The 17647-nt window shown below is 51.6% G+C and carries 18 protein-coding genes and 1 tRNA gene; 10 read left to right on the top strand and 9 right to left on the bottom strand.

Annotation, left to right across the window (positions count from 1 at the left end):
- Positions 1-14 precede the first annotated feature (14 nt).
- The 3 genes from ABQ298_15660 to ABQ298_15650 all read right to left on the bottom strand — a co-directional run bounded on the left by ABQ298_15660 (position 15) and on the right by ABQ298_15650 (position 3221).
- Positions 15-629 carry an anaerobic ribonucleoside-triphosphate reductase activating protein gene (locus ABQ298_15660; GenBank protein MEQ9825821.1) on the bottom strand — a complete coding sequence of 205 codons (615 nt, stop codon included), beginning with the start codon at positions 627-629 and terminating at the stop codon, positions 15-17.
- Between the two features lie 40 nt (positions 630-669).
- Positions 670-2832, bottom strand: coding sequence for a ribonucleoside triphosphate reductase (locus ABQ298_15655; GenBank protein ID MEQ9825820.1), 2163 nt, complete (start codon positions 2830-2832; stop codon positions 670-672).
- A 303-nt stretch (positions 2833-3135) separates the two neighbouring features.
- Positions 3136-3221: transfer RNA gene (locus tag ABQ298_15650), tRNA-Leu, on the bottom strand.
- Between the two features lie 170 nt (positions 3222-3391).
- Here ABQ298_15650 and ABQ298_15645 point away from each other — a divergent pair.
- Complete coding sequence (locus ABQ298_15645) at positions 3392-4261, top strand: protein phosphatase 2C domain-containing protein (protein ID MEQ9825819.1); 870 nt, start codon at positions 3392-3394, stop codon at positions 4259-4261.
- Positions 4262-4339: 78 nt separating this feature from the next.
- On the opposite strand, the gene ABQ298_15640 is transcribed toward ABQ298_15645, so the two are convergent.
- Positions 4340-5155, bottom strand: coding sequence for a DUF368 domain-containing protein (locus ABQ298_15640; GenBank protein MEQ9825818.1), 816 nt, complete (start codon positions 5153-5155; stop codon positions 4340-4342).
- Positions 5156-5310: 155 nt separating this feature from the next.
- Between ABQ298_15640 and nadD the strand changes: the two genes are divergently transcribed.
- The 4 genes from nadD (at position 5311) to ABQ298_15620 (ending at position 7354) form a co-directional block, all read left to right on the top strand.
- Positions 5311-5910: a nicotinate-nucleotide adenylyltransferase gene (nadD, locus tag ABQ298_15635; GenBank protein ID MEQ9825817.1), complete on the top strand. Its 600-nt coding sequence runs from the start codon at positions 5311-5313 to the stop codon at positions 5908-5910.
- A 33-nt stretch (positions 5911-5943) separates the two neighbouring features.
- Positions 5944-6306 (top strand): ribosome silencing factor, encoded by a 363-nt coding sequence (gene rsfS, locus ABQ298_15630; protein ID MEQ9825816.1) that lies wholly within the window; start codon positions 5944-5946, stop codon positions 6304-6306.
- Between the two features lie 132 nt (positions 6307-6438).
- On the top strand, positions 6439-6933 hold the full coding sequence (locus tag ABQ298_15625) for a transcriptional repressor (GenBank protein MEQ9825815.1): 495 nt from the start codon (positions 6439-6441) through the stop codon (positions 6931-6933).
- Positions 6934-6976: 43 nt separating this feature from the next.
- On the top strand, positions 6977-7354 hold the full coding sequence (locus ABQ298_15620) for a hypothetical protein (GenBank protein ID MEQ9825814.1): 378 nt from the start codon (positions 6977-6979) through the stop codon (positions 7352-7354).
- Position 7355: 1 nt separating this feature from the next.
- On the opposite strand, the gene thyA is transcribed toward ABQ298_15620, so the two are convergent.
- Positions 7356-8255, bottom strand: coding sequence for a thymidylate synthase (gene thyA / locus ABQ298_15615; GenBank protein MEQ9825813.1), 900 nt, complete (start codon positions 8253-8255; stop codon positions 7356-7358).
- Positions 8256-8469: 214 nt separating this feature from the next.
- On the opposite strand from thyA, the gene ABQ298_15610 reads away from it, so the two are divergent.
- Complete coding sequence (locus ABQ298_15610; GenBank protein ID MEQ9825812.1) at positions 8470-9084, top strand: rhomboid family intramembrane serine protease; 615 nt, start codon at positions 8470-8472, stop codon at positions 9082-9084.
- Here the strand turns inward: ABQ298_15610 and ABQ298_15605 are convergent.
- On the bottom strand, positions 9081-9527 hold the full coding sequence (locus ABQ298_15605) for a response regulator (GenBank protein MEQ9825811.1): 447 nt from the start codon (positions 9525-9527) through the stop codon (positions 9081-9083). The two genes, ABQ298_15610 and ABQ298_15605, sit on opposite strands and share 4 nt — an antisense overlap.
- A 482-nt stretch (positions 9528-10009) precedes the next feature.
- On the opposite strand from ABQ298_15605, the gene ABQ298_15600 reads away from it, so the two are divergent.
- The 4 genes from ABQ298_15600 to ABQ298_15585 are packed head-to-tail and all read left to right on the top strand — an operon-like array spanning position 10010 to position 15950.
- Positions 10010-10891, top strand: coding sequence for a PfkB family carbohydrate kinase (locus ABQ298_15600; GenBank protein ID MEQ9825810.1), 882 nt, complete (start codon positions 10010-10012; stop codon positions 10889-10891).
- Between the two features lie 21 nt (positions 10892-10912).
- Positions 10913-13117 carry an HAD-IIB family hydrolase gene (locus tag ABQ298_15595; protein ID MEQ9825809.1) on the top strand — a complete coding sequence of 735 codons (2205 nt, stop codon included), beginning with the start codon at positions 10913-10915 and terminating at the stop codon, positions 13115-13117.
- Positions 13104-15086 carry an amylosucrase gene (locus ABQ298_15590; GenBank protein MEQ9825808.1) on the top strand — a complete coding sequence of 661 codons (1983 nt, stop codon included), beginning with the start codon at positions 13104-13106 and terminating at the stop codon, positions 15084-15086. The genes ABQ298_15595 and ABQ298_15590 overlap by 14 nt, the downstream gene beginning before the upstream one ends.
- Positions 15087-15128: 42 nt before the next feature.
- Positions 15129-15950, top strand: a complete 822-nt coding sequence (locus tag ABQ298_15585; GenBank protein MEQ9825807.1) for an HAD-IIB family hydrolase — start codon at positions 15129-15131, stop codon at positions 15948-15950.
- Positions 15951-16032: 82 nt separating this feature from the next.
- On the opposite strand, the gene ABQ298_15580 is transcribed toward ABQ298_15585, so the two are convergent.
- From ABQ298_15580 to ABQ298_15570, 3 genes are all read right to left on the bottom strand, one after another.
- Positions 16033-16296 (bottom strand): hypothetical protein, encoded by a 264-nt coding sequence (locus ABQ298_15580; GenBank protein ID MEQ9825806.1) that lies wholly within the window; start codon positions 16294-16296, stop codon positions 16033-16035.
- 111 nt (positions 16297-16407) lie between these two features.
- Positions 16408-16668 (bottom strand): membrane protein insertion efficiency factor YidD, encoded by a 261-nt coding sequence (gene yidD, locus ABQ298_15575; protein MEQ9825805.1) that lies wholly within the window; start codon positions 16666-16668, stop codon positions 16408-16410.
- A 38-nt stretch (positions 16669-16706) separates the two neighbouring features.
- Positions 16707-17647 (bottom strand): DALR domain-containing protein (locus ABQ298_15570; protein ID MEQ9825804.1); only part of this gene is annotated, 941 nt, incomplete at its 5' end.

Here is a 17647-nt window from a genome sequence, read left to right as displayed (position 1 = left end):
CTTGTGACTCTCACTCATTTGCAGTTTGCCGAATCCATGGAAACACCCGCTTTGGCAAACTCTTGAATGCGAATACAATCGAGCTCACCAATGAGTTTTTTGATTCCAACGAAGTCCTCTTTGCTGTGCAGATGTGGTACCCGAGTGGTCCGGAATTCATGGGCGATGTTGGATTGCTGAATCAGGTTTATGGAGCGCACGATCTTTGTCATGTCGATCTTTACTCCAGTGAGCCGGTTGTAGCTTTCCGGAGCGCTCTTGATATCCATTGCAACATAATCGAGCAGGTTTGCATCCAGCAGTGTTTTCAGGTGTTCAGGATGACTGCCATTGGTATCGAGCTTGGTTTTGAGTCCGAGTTTTCGGATGTTTCCCATGAACTCTCCCAAGTCTGTGTGCAGGGTAGGTTCTCCGCCTGAAACGACGACACCTTCAACTTGTCCGATTCGGGATTTGAGGTATTCCAGAATCAACGCCTCCGGTATGGGATCTTCAAACTGATCCGCATACACGAGGCGAGGATTATGACACCAGGGGCATCGCCAGTTGCAGCCTTGGGTAAAGACGACACTGGCGATGGTTTCAGGAAAGTCGATGAATGAGACTTTCTGAAAACCTCCGATACGCATGGTGACTTGTAGCTGACGGTTTTAGGTTTAGGAATGCACCTTATGCGGTTTCGCGTTGCGTTGATCCAACACTATCGGAACTCCCCTTGATGTCATTTTGCATGGTTTGAGATGCAAATTTGAGGGTTGAACGGTCTTCAAACTCGGCAGATTTTCCCGGATTCCACTGCTGAATGGGTCGAAGATAGCCTACAATCCTGGAGTATACTTCTGTTTCTTTGCCACAGTGCGCGCATACTTTCTGTTCGCCTTCGAGATACCCATGTTCGGGGCAAATGCTGAACGTGGGAGTCAGTGAAAAGTAGGGGAGGCGATACTGGGATGCGATCTTGCGGACCAGATTTCTAACGACCCGGGGGTTCTCAATGCGTTCTCCAAGGAACAGATGAACGACAGTTCCTCCAGTGTATTTGGTTTGCAGTTCATCCTGCAAGTCCAGTGCTTCAAAAAGATCGTCGGTGTAATTGACGGGGAGGTGGCTGCTGTTGGTGTAATAGGGCTGAGCACCACCGGACCTCACCTCCTGTTCATTGGCAACCCGGATAGCGGGGTAGCGCTTCTTGTCTGCCAACGCAAATCGATAGGTTGTCGATTCTCCCGGAGTGGCCTCCAGATTGTAGCGGTTTCCCGTCGATTCCTGATACTCGCGCAACCGGTTACGCATGAAATCGAGGATATTCGTAGCAAATTGTTGGCCTTTTTCAGTTCCGATGTCGCACCCAAGCAGGTTTAGGCAGGCCTCATTCATTCCCAGCAGACCGATGGTGCTGAAATGGTTGTTCCAGTATTTCCCCGAGCGTTCTTTCATGGCGCGCAGGTAAAACGTAGTGTAAGGATAGAGATTCGCATCGGTGAGTCTTTCCAAAAGCTTGCGTTTGATCTCCAATGAGTCTTTGGCGAGATCCATCAAGCGCACGAGTCTTGCTTTGAAGGCAGACTCAGAGCCTTCAGTGTAGCCAATGCGGGCAAGGTTGATGGTGACCACGCCAATCGATCCCGTGAGCGGATGGGCACCAAACAGTCCACCACCGCGCATTTCGAGTTCCGTGTTATCGATGCGCAGACGGCAGCACATGCTGCGTGCGTCCGATGGATCCATATCCGAATTGATGAAGTTCGAGAAATAGGGAACGCCGTATTTTCCAGTCATTTCCCAAAGGCCATCCAGGTTAGGGTTCTCCCAGTCAAAATCCCGGGTCAGGTTAATCGTGGGAATCGGAAAGGTCATGATGCGCCCCTTCGCATCTCCTTCAGCCATCACTTCGAAGAATGCAGCATTGAAAAGATTCATTTCATCCTGGAATTTTCCATAGGTTTCGGGCTGCATCTGCCCTCCAAGGATGACGGGATGATTCTCGTAGTGTTCCGGGCAAATCAAATCAAGGGTAACGTTTGTGAAGGGGGTTTGAAAACCGACACGCGTTGGCACATTGATATTAAAAATAAACTCCTGGAGACACTGTTTGACCTGATCTTTATCGAGCTTGTCGTAACGGATAAAAGGAGCGAGCAGGGTATCAAAATTGGAGAATGCCTGAGCGCCTGCAGCTTCACCCTGCAGCGTATAAAAGAAATTTGTAATCTGCCCCAGCGCAGAGCGAAAGTGTTTTGGAGGTTTTGCCTCGAGTTTGCCAGATGCACCCTTAAAACCCGTCTTGATGAGATCCAGCAAATCCCAGCCCACACAGTAGACGCTGAGCTGGTTGAGGTCGTGAATATGAAAATCAGCGCTCTCATGGGCTTCACGAATCGTGGGTGGGTAGATTTTATTGAGCCAATACCCCTTGCTGACTGCGCTGGAGAGGTAGTTATTCAATCCCTGTAAGGAATAGCTCATGTTGGAGTTTTCGGTTACGTTCCAATCGAGCTTGGAAATGTATTGGTCGACCTTGTCGACGTCCGCTTCGGATGCGATCTGGCGCATGCGGGCATGCTGTTCGCGGTAGATGATGTAGGCCTTTGCTGTTTTGCGAAAAGGGGATTGCAACAGCACCTCCTCCGCTACGTCCTGGATGGATTCGACAGAGGGGGTAGCATCCTGAACAAAATTGCTAGCGTATTCGATGACGCGGATGGTGAGTTTTCGGGCAATTTCTTCACCAAATTCTCCAGTGCTGCGACCGGCGGCCAACAGTGACTTGGTAATCGCAGCCGGGCTGAAGGGAACCGTGCGTCCATCGCGTTTGCGAACACTCTGAAACAGGGTGTCTTTGGAGGACAAGTAGGCTTGCAGATGCTCTTCGTAAGAGACGTCGATGAGGTTTTGATTCATATCATTTCCATTGTTAGAGAATGGTTTAGCAGCTGTAGCTTATGGATGTCGGAACTCCGCTTCCATTGCGTAACTGCTCCCAGAATCCACAGGATTCCCCTTTGTGTTGTCATTCCATACGCTCACATTTGCTATTAATGACAAAAAAGTGTCATTAAGAAGTGAGACTTCAATCCATAAATCGATCAGCTGCCTTTATGAATTTCGGCTAATAAGGAGGTGAAGGGTAGCTAATGGTGCCCGAGGTGGGACTCGAACCCACACGCCTTTGCAGGCAAAGGATTTTAAGTCCTCAGCGTCTACCATTCCGCCACTCGGGCACTTAATTTCCAGATCTGGCAAGATGAGGAAATTCCGGGATAGCGACAATGAAAAAAGATTCGATCATGTTCTGCCAGATGGGAAAAGGTGGCCAGTGACGTTAAATGGAGAAAAACTCATTTAAAGTATTCGTGATTCGATACGATAATTGTGGAGAAATCGTCACAATTTGAAACTGGAATACAGTCTTGCGGCACGACCGGGCAGTGCAAATGCGACCGGAACGGATTATTTGTCCGTTTTTTATGGAAATCAGCTTCATAAGCGTGGATCGGAATTGATGCGTCGGGACTCGGTGCATTCCAGTCAAGGTCTTCTGATTGCACTTTGTGATGGCGGTGAGGACCAGCCGCGTGCGATGGATTGCGCGGAAGCATGCAATCTCGAATTCGCCGACATGCTTGCTGAAAAACCGGATGTTTCGGACTTCGATGAAAATGATACGGTGCGTTCACTGCACGATGGCCTTCGACGATCCAATGAATTACTGTTGCAATTGGCGGAGACTGAGGATGCTGGACGTGGAATGGTGAGCAGCATCGGCGCATTGTGGTTTACTAAGAAATACCTGCTCTACTCACATGTAGGCAACGTGCGCATCTACCGGTATTCTGGTCAGGTGCTTCAGTTGTTGACCGAAGACCATACCGAGGCATGGGCGCTTGTGAAAGAAGGAAAAATCACCCCAGAGAAGCTTGTGAATTATCCGGGAAACCGGAATTTCACCCAGTTGCTCGGCGGAACCGGAAAAACCGCAGCTGAGTTGAAGGTGGAGCGATGCAAGGTCGAACCGGGTGATGCGTTTCTACTCTGTTCTGATGGTGTGACGCATTACCTCAGTGATCGCACGTTGGAGAGTCTCTTTGAAGCAGCAACTGATGAGCATGGTGCCCTTTCCTGCGATTTGAGTGATCGCATTCTGGCAATGGCGCGTGAACGATCCGAAGGAAAAGCTCATGCCTCTGTTGCAGTCGTTCAGGCCTTTGCATCGGTCTCCCGATGGACAAGCATGATCGAAAAACTGGAACTGGAGTCGTGAGGTCCGGTCTGTGACGTGCTTCCAGGAGTTTGAATCTCGAGCGCAGCCCTGAAGCTTCAGTTGATATTCCAGGATGGGTCAAATGGACTTGGGTTTTGAAACCATGCCGGATGCATGGGCAACACCCGCCCCGGTGAGAAAGCAGAGCCCCCCCCAGATCACGCCAAATTCAACGCTGGGAAATCCCCTGAAAAGGATGATGACAGACGCTCCCACCAGTCCGAAAATGAAGCTGTGGGTTGCGTTTGAAAACCGTTGCAACAACCAGCGGATGAGGATCGAAAAAAACAGCACTCCAAGGCCGCAACCGATGGCGACAATCGCAAGAACCTGAAGCTCCAGCTTGTCGACTGCCCGCAAAATTACCGGATAGGTTCCCAGCAATACGAGAACCAGGGAACCACTGACTCCCGGCACAATCATGGCACCGCCCGCAAGCACTCCGCTGATCAGCAGCGTTACCCAGCTGATGGAATCGGGAGAAAGCCCCAAGCCGTCTTTGGACGCTGGGGAAGCTCCGAGGGCGAGCACGAGCACCATGCCAAAGGCAAGCGCCAGCATATCTTTGAGTGAAATGGATTTCACCCCCGAAAGTCGAATCACTGCAGGAAGGGATCCCGTGATCAGTCCCATGAAAAACAGGAGAGTGAGTTCGAGATGATGTTCGAGTGCGAAGGTGATCAGGGGTGCCAGAAGCTTAAGTCCGATCAGTGCACCAACCCCAATCAATACAAGCAGGAGCAGGTGTGCAAAGCGTTTGGAGGAGTCGGTGAGCACGCCACTGATCGCATCGATCAGACGATCATAGATTCCCAGCACCACCGCCATTGTGCCACCGGAAACTCCGGGAATGATATTGGCGACGCCAATCACCGCGCCTTTGAGTAAAAGCATGAAACTTGAGAGAGGGTTGAACATGTCTCTGTGGTTGGGTTGAAGTTGCGAAAGATTTCACGCATGATCGATTTCTGCTCGGGAGGCAAGCGAGGAGTTGATGAAACGTTTTGGGTTTGAAAGCATGGCTCTTCCTCGAATAATGCCCGTGTATTGTGGAACCTGCTCGACGACGCATCGGACTGTTAGGCGGCTCGTTTGATCCGCCTCATCTGGGTCATCTCACCTTGGCGCAGGATGCCTACGAAGGCCTGCGGCTGGATGAGGTGTGGTTTGTGCCTACTTTTCTATCCCCGCACAAAGATCGAAGCCATGTTCCTCCCGAGCAGCGTGTCGCGATGGTGACCAAAATGGTGGCACAGGACCCTCGCTTTCGATGCTGTGACATTGAGGTAGCTTCCGGCAAGTCGCAGTTCAGTGTGCATACCGTCGAACAGTTGCAGCGACTGCATCCAGATGCCGATTTTTATTGGTTGATTGGTGCGGATCAGTTGGGAGCATTGCATTTGTGGAAAGATGTGGAGCGACTTGCAGCCCTTTGTCAGATCGTCGTGTTCAGGCGTCCAGGCTTCGTGCAGCAAATCCCGGAAGCGGTGCAGCACCTGTCTCTGCAACAGGTGGACATGCATGAGATTCTCATCAGCTCAACCGAGATTCGGGAACGGATTGCCAGTGGACTTCCCGTCTACATGTTCTTGCATCCTGACGTGAATGCCCATATGGAACATCACGAGTTATATCAACTGGGGACCTGAACAACAGCAACCCCCTCTCATTTTCACAACTGAATGCCATCATCACTCAAGAATGAACAGCTTCCCGCACCTGTATTGGCTTGCTGCGAGGCTCTGCTGGATAAAAAAGCCATTGATTTGACGGTTATCGACGTCAAGGGCGTTTCCACCATCACCGATTACTACGTCATCGCGACGGGCGCATCATCTCCACAGCTTCGCGCGATGGCGCAGAATGCAAAATCGACTCTGAAAGAATCTTCGGAGGCAACGGGAATGATTGACGGAGATCCTGCAAGCGGCTGGGTGGTACTCGACGCTTATGCATTTGTGGTGCATCTGTTTCTCCCGGACACGCGCGACCAGTACGCACTGGAAGCACTCTGGAAAGATCGTCCTTCGGTAACGATAGCATAATGGGTTCTGATCCCCGGCATACCGGTTTTTGGGCTAAAACTCAGGGGGCCTGCAATCCGGATGCAACACCGGAGTTCATGCGCATTGACAATTGCTGATACTGCGGTATCAATTGAGTCTCATTTGAGAATAATGAGTGATTCTGCCAAGCCCAGTTTTCAAGAAATCCAGAATTCCGATTCGTGGAAAATCTTTCGCAAGTTTCTGTCGACCAAAGGTCTGCGTGTAACTCACCAACGCATTGCGATTTTTCAGGCAGCCTTCTATTCGGACGATCACTATACTGCTGAAGACTTGCTGGAGCAATCGCGTTCGCTCGATGCATCCATCTCGAGGGCAACGGTTTATCGCACACTTCCCATCCTTACTGAGAGCGGATTGGTGAAGGAGGTCGACATCGGAAAAGACTACAAATACTACATGTCGAATCGCAATGCGACGACGTTCAAGGCCCAGGTGATCTGTGTGGATACGGATCGCATCATCGAAGTGGACGCACCCTTTATGGAATGGTATGGGCGGGCCGTTACTGAAAAACTGGGCTTGCAGTTAGTCTCACAGCGCCTGCAGATCGAAGCGCGAAAGCGTGATCCTGAAACCGAACTCGAACCCACTCCGCTCCGGTGAAAGGTGCGTGGTTGTTCCGCTTGAGGAATTGCCGAAAAACTCTATGGATCGCGAGCGTTATCAGTTTGAAATTGCCTTTTATGAATCGCTGGACCGTCGAAACAGCAATGATGCGCGTGTGATGGAGCTGTTGGCACAGTTGTATACTCGGGTAGGGCGTATCGAAGAAGGGCTTTCGATGGATTTGCGCCTGTCAAAAGCGCGTCCCAGTGATCCGATGGTTCACTACAACCTTGCCTGCAGCCTCGCTTTGGTGGGCCAACCTGACGATGCCCTGGACATGCTCAAGCAATCGATACAGCTCGGCTATTCCGACTTTGAGTGGATGTTGAAGGATGAAGACTTGGCTAGAGTTCGAAAACTGCCAAAGTTCGGAAAACTGCTGCGCGAAATCGGCGTGAGTGAATCTGACACCAAATAGCTCAGACTGCAATCGGTGCCTTGATGGCAGGATGAGGATCGTAGTCCCTCAGCTCAAAATCCTCAAATCGAAAGTCGTCAATCTGGCGGATCGCGGGATTGATGTGCAATTGCGGACTTGGGCGCGGTGTGCGGGACAACTGTTCTTCGACTTGATCCAGATGATTGAGGTACAGGTGCAAATCTCCAAAGCTGTGAACGAATTCACCGGGTTTCAGGTCGCAGACCTGCGCAATCATTCGTGTGAGCAACGCATAGGATGCAATGTTAAAGGGAACACCAAGGAAGAGATCGGCGCTACGCTGGTATAGCTGGCAGCTGAGTTCTCCCTCATCGACATAGAACTGAAAAATCGTGTGACAGAGGGGTGGGGCAGAGCGTTTCCCATGAATCAACCCCTGCAGGTCTGCCACATTCCAGCCACTGACAATGATGCGTCGCGAGTCCGGTTGGTTGCGGATCTGGTCAATTGCATAGGCGATCTGATCGATTTCCCTTCCGTCGTGCCCTGTCCAGCGACGCCATTGTTTGCCATATACTGGCCCTAAGTCGCCCCACTTCCGGGCAAAATCATCATCTGCTGCGATGCGCTTGCTGAACTCCCGCATGCTCGAACCATCAAATTCAGCACTGTTCCGATAACCCTCGTAGGCCCAGTCGTCCCAAATGTGAACGTTGTGCTTTGCGAGATATTGGATGTTTGTATTTCCTGAAAGAAACCAGAGCAGTTCATGAATGATGGACTTCAGGTGCAGTGTTTTGGTCGTCAGCAGTGGAAATCCATTTCGCAGATCAAATCGCGCCTGGGCACCAAAAATGGAAATGGTCCCGGTGCCAGTACGGTCTGTTCGGCGTTTTCCAGTGGATTTGACTTGTTCGAGCAACTGCAGGTAAGTGTGCATGAATCTGTGAAACTTATGGGAGATGAATGTCGGTAGGCAGAAACAAGTATTGGTGGGTGACGAGCATCCATTTTGTGGCGAAACGCCAGTCAAATGACAAGGTTTTCCGCAGCTGGAGTTGATCCGCTGCCTCCAGACTTGAATCCCAGAGCAACACAAAATTCATTTGAAGGCTCGACCCGCAAGGGGTTTGTTGACTCACTGTGTCCCAAGCATGAAGATTGGTTTTAATGCACCGGTGACCTTGATTCTGACCTTTTGTGCGCTGGCCGCAAGCGCGCTCAATGTAATGAGCGAAGGAGAAACGCAGCGACATTTTTTCAGCGTGTATGGTCCGCTTGCTCTGGAGGATCCCTTCTCACTGCTCCGGCTGATTGCCTACCCGCTTGGACACGCATCCTGGGCGCATTTTACCGGAAATTTTTCGATCATCCTGTTGGTGAGTCCACTGGTTGAGAGAACATATGGGAGTGTTCGCCTGGCAGTGATGATTCTGGTGACGACTCTGGTGACAGGTATCGTACATGCCGTATTTTTTCCTTCGGCCCTGATGGGAGCCAGCGGTATTGCATTCATGATGATCCTGCTGGGTTCCCTCGCCAACTCCCGCCGAGGTTCCATCCCGCTTACGTTTGTATTGGTCTGCCTGTTTTATCTGGGCAATGAACTCATGGCCATCTTTCGCGATGACAATATTTCCCAACTGGCGCACCTTCTGGGTGCTTGCTGTGGTTCACTGTTCGGATTCATGGGGCAGCATCACGGACGTGGAGAAGCCCACCGAAGTGCTGCACAACACAGTGGAAAGGGAAGAGGATCTGCCAGTTAATCGGGAGAGTCCGTGAGTGACTGGAATGCTTTGCGAATGGCTGTTTCGATGATGCGGGGTGTTGCGGGTTTGGAAATGAAATCATTCATGCCACACTCCTTGCATGCAATTTGTACAGGCTGCTGGGCGTTGGCGGTAAATGCAACGATCCAGGGCGCACGGCTTCCCAAAAGCGAATGGATTGCGCGCGTTGCCGAAAATCCATCCATCACTGGCATCTGCAGGTCCATGAAAATCATGTCATAGCTCTGACGCCGAACTGCCTCAACTGCTTCTGCTCCGTCTCTTGCAATATCCGGTTGAAATCCCATGCGGTTCAGGATCTGGTTCAAAACTCGCAAGTTCATGAGATTGTCTTCGACGATCAGCAGTCGAAGAGGACAGGTAGTTCCGACCGCACTGAGCTTCGGCTGAGGCTTCAGTTGTTTGTGGATGTCGTTCATTGGAGAGTGGGTCGGACGCAGTTTGGAGAGAGACGTAGGATCGGATTGGCAGGATTTTTAGTTGCGCGGTAATTCGCTTCCATCGTTTGCGACGATTGGAAAGAAGGATGAGCATTGGAGTGTAGCTGTCATGGTGATGACTGTTATTGGCATATCGGAGTGCTTGAGTATGATGCTCGGCGACATCGACTCGAAGTTAACTCAAGATCGAAAAAATGGAATGATTTGACGCATTTTTTGAAAACCTGAACCCGGTGCTACGCTCTAATGGTTCTGTCTCAGAGATACGCATGTGATTCCCTCAATTCAAGACAATGACTCGCAATTGAGAGCAATGCACAAGGAAGGAAATCGGGATCGCTTCAAGCATGCCGGGCAATGAGGGTTGCGAGCTTGCTCGGTTGTGGTATAGTGTGACCGATCTAGGAATTCTTGCATTTGGAAACCTCCCGATGGGTATCGGGGTTCCACTGAATAGTTTTATGACGAGTTCAAACAAACCGATAGTGATTTTTGGAGAAGCGCTCTACGACTGCTTCCCCGACGGACGAAAGGTACCCGGAGGGGCACCGTTTAATGTAGCCTGGAACCTTCAGGCCTTTGGCGCATCGCCGTTTTTTGTCAGCGCGGTAGGACAGGATGCGATGGGGGCAGAGCTGAAGGAAATGGCCCTCAACTGGGGGTTGGCTGTTCACGGTATTCAACACACCCCCGAGCATGCAACCTCTACCGTGCAGGTGGAACTGGATGAAGGTGCTCCGAGCTACACGATTGTCGAGAACACCGCAATGGATCAGATCAAGGTTCCGGCAATTCTGAGTTATGACTCTGACAGCATACTCTACCACGGGAGTCTTGCCGTGCGCAGCGATGCGTCCATGGAGTCTCTTCGCTCCATCCGAGAACAGTGGAAGGGACCGGTGTTCGTTGACGTGAACATCCGCAAACCGTGGTTTGATGCGCAGCGCTTTGCTGCGCTGCTGACTGGGGTCCATTATCTGAAAGTCAATGATGAGGAGTTTGAACAGCTCAGCGGTGAACGCCTGAGCAAGGAACGCATGGAAGCACAAGTGGCAGCATTTGCGAAGCGTTTTGAAATCAGGACTCTGATTCTCACCTGTGGCAAAGAGGGCGCGTACTGGTATGAAGATCGTTTGGGGCTGATCGGGGTCCCCGCTCATCTTGGTGAGCCGATGGTGGATACTGTCGGAGCAGGTGATGCCTTTGCTTCGGTTTGCCTCTTGGGAATTCAACTGGAGCTGCGTCCCCAGGACATTTTAAAGCGGGCAAGTGCCTTTGCAGGCAAGGTTTGCACGATCCGTGGGGCAACCTCAAGTGATCAGGCCTTTTACGATCTTGTTTAATCCTTCAACAACCCAATTATCATGCAAGAAGCAACGGAATCATCTCAAACCACAGACGATAACTCCGACTCAGAAAGTGAATTGAAAATCGCCCTGATTTCTCTCCATGGTCTGATTCGTTATGATGACATGGAGCTGGGCAGGGATGCCGATACAGGTGGGCAGGTCAAGTATGTGGTCGAACTCGCTGAAGCACTTTCAAAGCACCCGAATGTAGCCAAGGTCGAACTGCTGACCCGCCAAATCATGGATCCTCGCTACGATCCAAGCTACGCAAAGGTTGAAGAATCGATCAATGACAAGGCCACCATCATTCGCATTCCATTCGGGCCTCGACGGTATCTGAAAAAAGAGAGTCTCTGGCCCTATCTGGAGGAGTTTGTGGATCAGGCCCTTCACCATTTCCGGCGCTCCGGATACCTCCCGGATATCATTCACGCGCACTATGCCGACGCCGGATATGGTGGCGCGCAGCTCGCGAATCTGCTGGGGATTCCCATGCTCTTTACAGGGCACTCTCTGGGACGGGTAAAAAAGGAACGCCTGCTTGCCGGGGGAACTCCGGTCGAAAAGCTCGAAGAGCGTTACCGGATTGCAACGCGCATCGAGGCGGAGGAACAGGCTCTGGATACAGCCAGTATGGTGGTCACGAGCACGGTGCAAGAGGTGGAAGAGCAGTATTCGCTCTATGAGCGCTACCAACCAGATCGCATGGAAGTGATCGCGCCCGGAGTGGATTTACAGAATTTCATTGATAAATCCCGTGTAGAATACCGGGAGGGTGGTGTGATAGATCGCATCCGTTCCTTCCTGCATGAACCGGAAAAACCAGCGATACTTGCCATTGCACGTGCCGATCATCGCAAAAACCTGGTGTCACTGGTCAAGGCATATGGGGAAAATGAAAAGCTGAAGGAAATGGCCAATCTCGTGATCATCGCAGGAAATCGTGACGATATTCTCAACGCGGAGTCCTCGAAAAAACGCGTGATCGCCGAGTTGCTGATGCACATCGACCAGTATGATCTCTATGGGAAAATTGCCTACCCCAAAACACATCAGCCGGATGAAATTCCGCAGGTGTACCGGTGGGCTGCAGAATCGCGGGGAGTTTTTGTCAATCCTGCCTTCACCGAACCCTTTGGGTTGACCCTGCTTGAAGCTGCCGCAGTGGGGCTACCAGTGGTGGCGACCAATGATGGGGGACCCCGCGACATTCTCGCGGCCTGTCAGAATGGAGAGTTGGTCGATCCGCTCGATACGGATCTCATCGGCGAAGCCATTGAGCGCGTGCTCGCGGACCCGGAGCGATGGGAGCAGCTCTCTAACTCTGGCAAGGTCGGAGTTGAAAAAACCTACTCATGGTCGGTGCATGTGGAGAAATACGTCAGGGACCTGCATGACGTATTCGCAGGTCGCCGGGTGGATCGCTATGATCCGGCAGTGATTGTCAATAAATTGCCAAAGGTAGATCGCATCTTGATAACCGATATTGACAATACCCTGACTGGCGATGATGAGGCGCTTGAAGCCTTTAAGCAGCGACTCAATGAGTTTCCCGAAAACGTGGGTTTTGGCATCGCCACAGGCCGCAATTTTGATGAAACGCGCGAACTCTTGCGGGACAAGGGACTTTCCAATCCGGACTTGATGGTCTGTTCGGTTGGCACAGAGATCTATTATGGAGAGAAGCTGATTCATGACCGATCCTGGAGCAAGCGCATCGATTTTGAATGGCGTCCCGACAAGATTCGGGAGGTTCTCGATTCCATTGAAGGCATCCGTCTTCAACCCGAACACTGTCAATCCCAGTACAAGGTGAGTTTCACACTGGACGAGAATCTCGCGCCGAAGCTGGGGTCGATCCGACGCATCCTTCGGGAAAACGGATGTCGTGCCAAACTCGTGGTCTCGTTGGGTGCCTTCATGGACGTGATTCCGATTCGTGCTGGAGACGGTGTGGCCATTCGTCACCTTGCGTTCCGTTGGGGACTCTCGCCAGAAAAACTTCTGATTGTGGGTGACTCCGGAAATGATGAGGAAATGCTGAAAGGTCAGACACTGGGTGTAGTCGTCGCAAATCACAGCTCAGAGTTGAACAAGCTAAAGGGCCATGGACGCATCCTTTTTGCGAAAGGAGCACATGCATGGGCGATTCTTGAGGGAATTGACTACTATCATTTCCTCGGAGACATTGTGATTCCAAACGACAGTGCCAGTGCATAACACAGGAAGCATTGCTCCCGAACGGTTTGAATATGAAGCACAGCGATCACTCCAGCGGATCCATTCCAGACTGGAGGTGTATCGCAGCTGTAACGGGATATCGGAACAGCTCTCCGAGAACGACTTGCATGCGTTCGAGCAGCGACTCGAGACCCATTGGAAGGAGCTCTTTCGCTTGTTCTACAAACTCTACGGCACGCACTACGATTTTCACTACCATCTTGAGCAGTTAATTCTCAGTGCCTTTGCGAGCTTCGTCGAACGCTCACCAGAGATGAAACAGCTGGATGCCGCCCGGCTGCGTGAACCGCTTTGGTATCGGCGGGAAACCATGCTGGGAGGTGCGCTTTACGTTGATCTCTTTTCAAAGGATCTCAAGGGACTGCAAAAACAGATTCCTTACCTGAAGTCCATGGGTTTCACTTACATTCACCTGATGCCATTGTTCAAATCGCCTGATGGTGAAAATGACGGAGGTTATGCTGTCAGCAACTACCGTCGGGTCGATGATCGCCTTGGCACGACCGAAGATCTCCAGGAGGTGACGCGGGAGTTTCGAAAAGCAGGGATTTCACTGGTGCTGGACTTCATCTTCAATCACACCGCAGATGACCATGAGTGGGCGAAGCGTGCGCAGTCGGGCGAAATCGAGTATGAGGATTACTTTCACATCTATCCCAGTCGGGAAATTCCCGACCGCTATGACAGAACTGTCCGGGAGATTTTTCCCACGGTTCGGCGGGGAAGTTTCAGTTGGCACAACGGAATCAACAAGTGGGTCTGGACCACTTTTAATAACTATCAGTGGGATCTGCGCTACGCAAACCCGGATGTCTTTCGCGGCATGATGCAGGAAATGCTGTTCCTGTCGAATATGGGGGTCGAGATCCTGCGCCTCGATGCTGTGGCATTTATCTGGAAGGAAGAGGGAACGAGTTGTGAGAACCTCGACAAGGCCCACGATGTGATCCGGGCCTACAACAGTATCGCACGCATTGCAGCGCCGTCTTTGCTTTTCAAGTCGGAAGCGATCGTGCACCCGGATGAAGTGATGAAATACATCGACGAGGGTGAGTGCCAACTGTCCTATAACCCACACTTGAAGGCTACTGTGTGGGAATACATTTCCACCCGCGATGCCTCGCTGCTCAAAAAATCCATTGAACACCGCCATGCGCTGCCGGAGGCCTGCTCCTGGTGCAACTACCTCAGGGGACATGATGACATTGGATGGACCTTTGATGATGCCGATGCGGCCACACTGGGCATCAATGCATTTGACCATCGGCAGTTTCTGAATCGCTTCTACAGCGGGCAGTTTGAGGGTAGTTTTGCGAAAGGGGTACCCTTTCAGTACAATCCGGAAACCCATGACATGCGCGTCTGCGGAACACTGGCATCGCTTGCGGGGATCGAACAGGCGATTGAAAAGGATGACTCCGTGCTCGCTCACCATGCGATCGAGCGCATCTGCGTGATGCACAGTGTGATTCTCAGCATTGGCGGTATTCCACTGCTTTACCTTGGGGATGAGTGGGGCATGCTCAATGATTATGACTACGTTGATGATGAGCGAAAGCGGGAGGACAGCCGATGGGTGCATCGTGTGGCATTGCACGATACTTTTCCTGAGCCGGGGAAGGGCCTGCACCCGTATTCGCAGGTGCTTCATGAGCGCATTTGTAAACTGCTAGAGGCGCGCAGGAGTCTCGGTGCCTTTGCAGGCGTGGAAATGCAGCTCTTCGATGTGGGAAAACGGGAAGCATTGTCTTACGTTCGCCAACACTCGGGTGAGCGAATCCTTGTGGTGCAAAATCTTTCCGACCGAACGCTTGAGGTGGATGGCAGTGCGATTATTTCCAGGGGACCTGGGCATCATTTTATCGACCGTATCACCCAAACTGAGCACACCGTTAGTCGAGCCTTTGAACTAAAACCTTACCAACACTTGTGGTTACAGCGCTGCTGAAATTTTATACCGCTCGATTTCAACTGAAACTCCTCAATAGATATGAAAGCAACATCTTCACGTTTTTGGCTGACCACCGACCTGGATGGCACATTGATCCCGATTGACAACACTCGGGAGGCACATGGCGCAGCCCTGCAAAGGCTCGGAAGTGCGGCGAGTGAGCGGCCTGACAGGGAGATTGTGTTTGTCACTGGGCGTCACCTTGAGTCGGTCCTGCAGGTGCTTCAAAAGGAATCTCTGCCTACCCCGCACAGCATCATAACTGATGTTGGGAGTCGCATTTGGAATCGAGTGGGGCAACAGTGGGAGAGTGATGCTCCCTACGATGCACAATTGAGCGCATTGTGTGGAGGAGTATCGATGGAGCAACTTGGGGACGCCTTGAGCGATGTCCCGGGACTGCAGTTGCAGTCACCAGAGCGGCAGGGTTTGCACAAGCTCAGCTTTGAATGCAAGGCACTGCGCCTTGAGCAATGTGTCAGTGCGGTTAACGAACGCATCCAGCAGCGTGAGTTCAGCTTTTCGGTGACGGCAAGCGTTGATCCCTTTTCAAATCTGGGCCTGATTGATGTTCTTCCCAAAGGGGTCAGCAAACGCTTCGCCATCGAATGGTTTCATAGCAATCATCACAACTTAAACTCAGATCAACTGATGTTCTGCGGCGATTCGGGTAACGATCTTGAGGTATTTTTGAGTCCGATCCGATCCGTGGTGGTGGGCAATACTTCCGAAACAGTCAAACAACAAGTGATGGATTCGATCCGAGAAGGCAACACTCCTGAAGATTCAGTCTATTTTGCAATCGGTGAATCCACTTCAGGTGTTCTGGAAGGGGCACGTCATTTTGGTTGGCTGGAATGAGAGTCTGCCTGAAACAGCGAGAAGAGTGGGGGATGCCTCTCGTTCAATAATGGGTAGCATTGAGGGATGATGCTTTCTTCTGTCAGGAATCCGCTTCTGGAGCATCTTCGACGGGTTCCCCTCGTTGAATGCGTCGCAGGCGTTCAATGGCTTGTTCGGCAAACTTCACGATGGGAGTGTCATCGAGCGGACCGCCACACTCCGGACAGTTGAATTCCTGTTCGCGGAACCAGGCAAAGGTTTCCGTGTAGTGAATACCGCAGGACAGGCACTGGGAGGAGATCGTCAGCTGCTGTGCGTAGGCACGTCCCTTTTCGAGCAAATCATCATCTTGCATCGTTCTCATGCGAGCCATGCAGATCTCAGCTGTCAATCCAGGAATGCGAATTCATGAGCAATGCTGTGCTGGTGTGAACCCGAAACAAGAGTTCTGCGAGCATCGCTGACGGGGCCTCCTTTAAACCTCAGGCGGTGTTTCCTGTTTCTCCGTTTTGGGTGGAACGGGATCGTAGCCAAACGGTCCCCATGGGTGACATTTGCTGATGCGTTTGATCGCGAGCCATGAGCCTTTCCACAGTCCGTGAATTTCGAGCGCCTCGATCGCGTAGCGGGAACAGCTCGGAGTGAAGCGACAGGTATTTCCAGCACCGAAGAATACCTTCAACGGTGACAAAAAGAGCTGATAGAAGCGAATGAGAAGAATCGCAATGCGCTTCATGAGTCCGTTTTGGATAAGGTTTGGATAAATCGCCCTTCTCAGGTTGCGGGACTCAACTCAAAACCATCCTTCGAATCTTTTACCACCCAGCCAGCTTCAGTGATCTTTGCGCGCAGGGCATCCGCCTGTGCCCAGTCTTTGGCTTGCTTGGCTTCCCATCGATCCTGCGCCCAACGCTGCACTTCATCAGGCACCGCCACGCTATGTTGTGTGGGTTCTTTGAGTTGAAATCCAAATGCAAACTTGATCTTTTCAAAGGCTGCAAGGGTCTCTGGATTGAGTTGTCCCGGTTCTCTCTCCAACTCTGAAATCAGCGAAAACAGTCGTCCAAGCGCCTTGGCCACATTGAGATCATCAGCCATGGCCTGAAGAACGGGTTCGAAGGATGCAAATCCCTCAGTTTCAGGAAGTTTTCTATTCCCTGTTTGAGTTCTTAGGATGGATTCGAATCGACGCAGTTTGGCGAGCGCGCTGCGTGCAGCGTTGAGCGATTCCCACGTGAAATTCAGCTGCTGCCGATAGTGCCCGGAGATCAGCACGTAACGCAGCTCCTCAGCAGTGTATCCCTTGGCTTCGATGTCTTCGAGCGTATAAAGATTGCCCAATGACTTGCTCATCTTGGCACCATCCACAAGCAGATGACTGAGGTGGAACCAGTGGCGAACAAACGGTTTCCCCGTGCAGCACTCACTCTGCGCGATTTCGTTTTCGTGGTGCGGAAACAGGAGATCCACTCCGCCCGAGTGCAGGTCGTAGGATTCCCCAAGGTATTTCATGCTCATCGCACTGCACTCCACGTGCCAGCCCGGGCGCCCAGGCCCCCAGGGACTTTCCCACTTATTGGGACCATCTTCGGGTTTCCAGGCTTTCCACAATGCGAAGTCGGCAAAATCCTCCTTGGCATATTCATCGTCGGCGTTGAGACGTCCGTCCGCATTTTCACGCCGGTCTTCTTTTTTCAGGCCCGAGAGTTTTCCAT

The sequence above is a fragment of the Puniceicoccaceae bacterium genome, from assembly GCA_040224245.1.
Classification (GTDB): domain Bacteria; phylum Verrucomicrobiota; class Verrucomicrobiia; order Opitutales; family JAFGAQ01; genus JAKSBQ01.
This window is presented reverse-complemented; position numbering and strand designations above follow the sequence as displayed.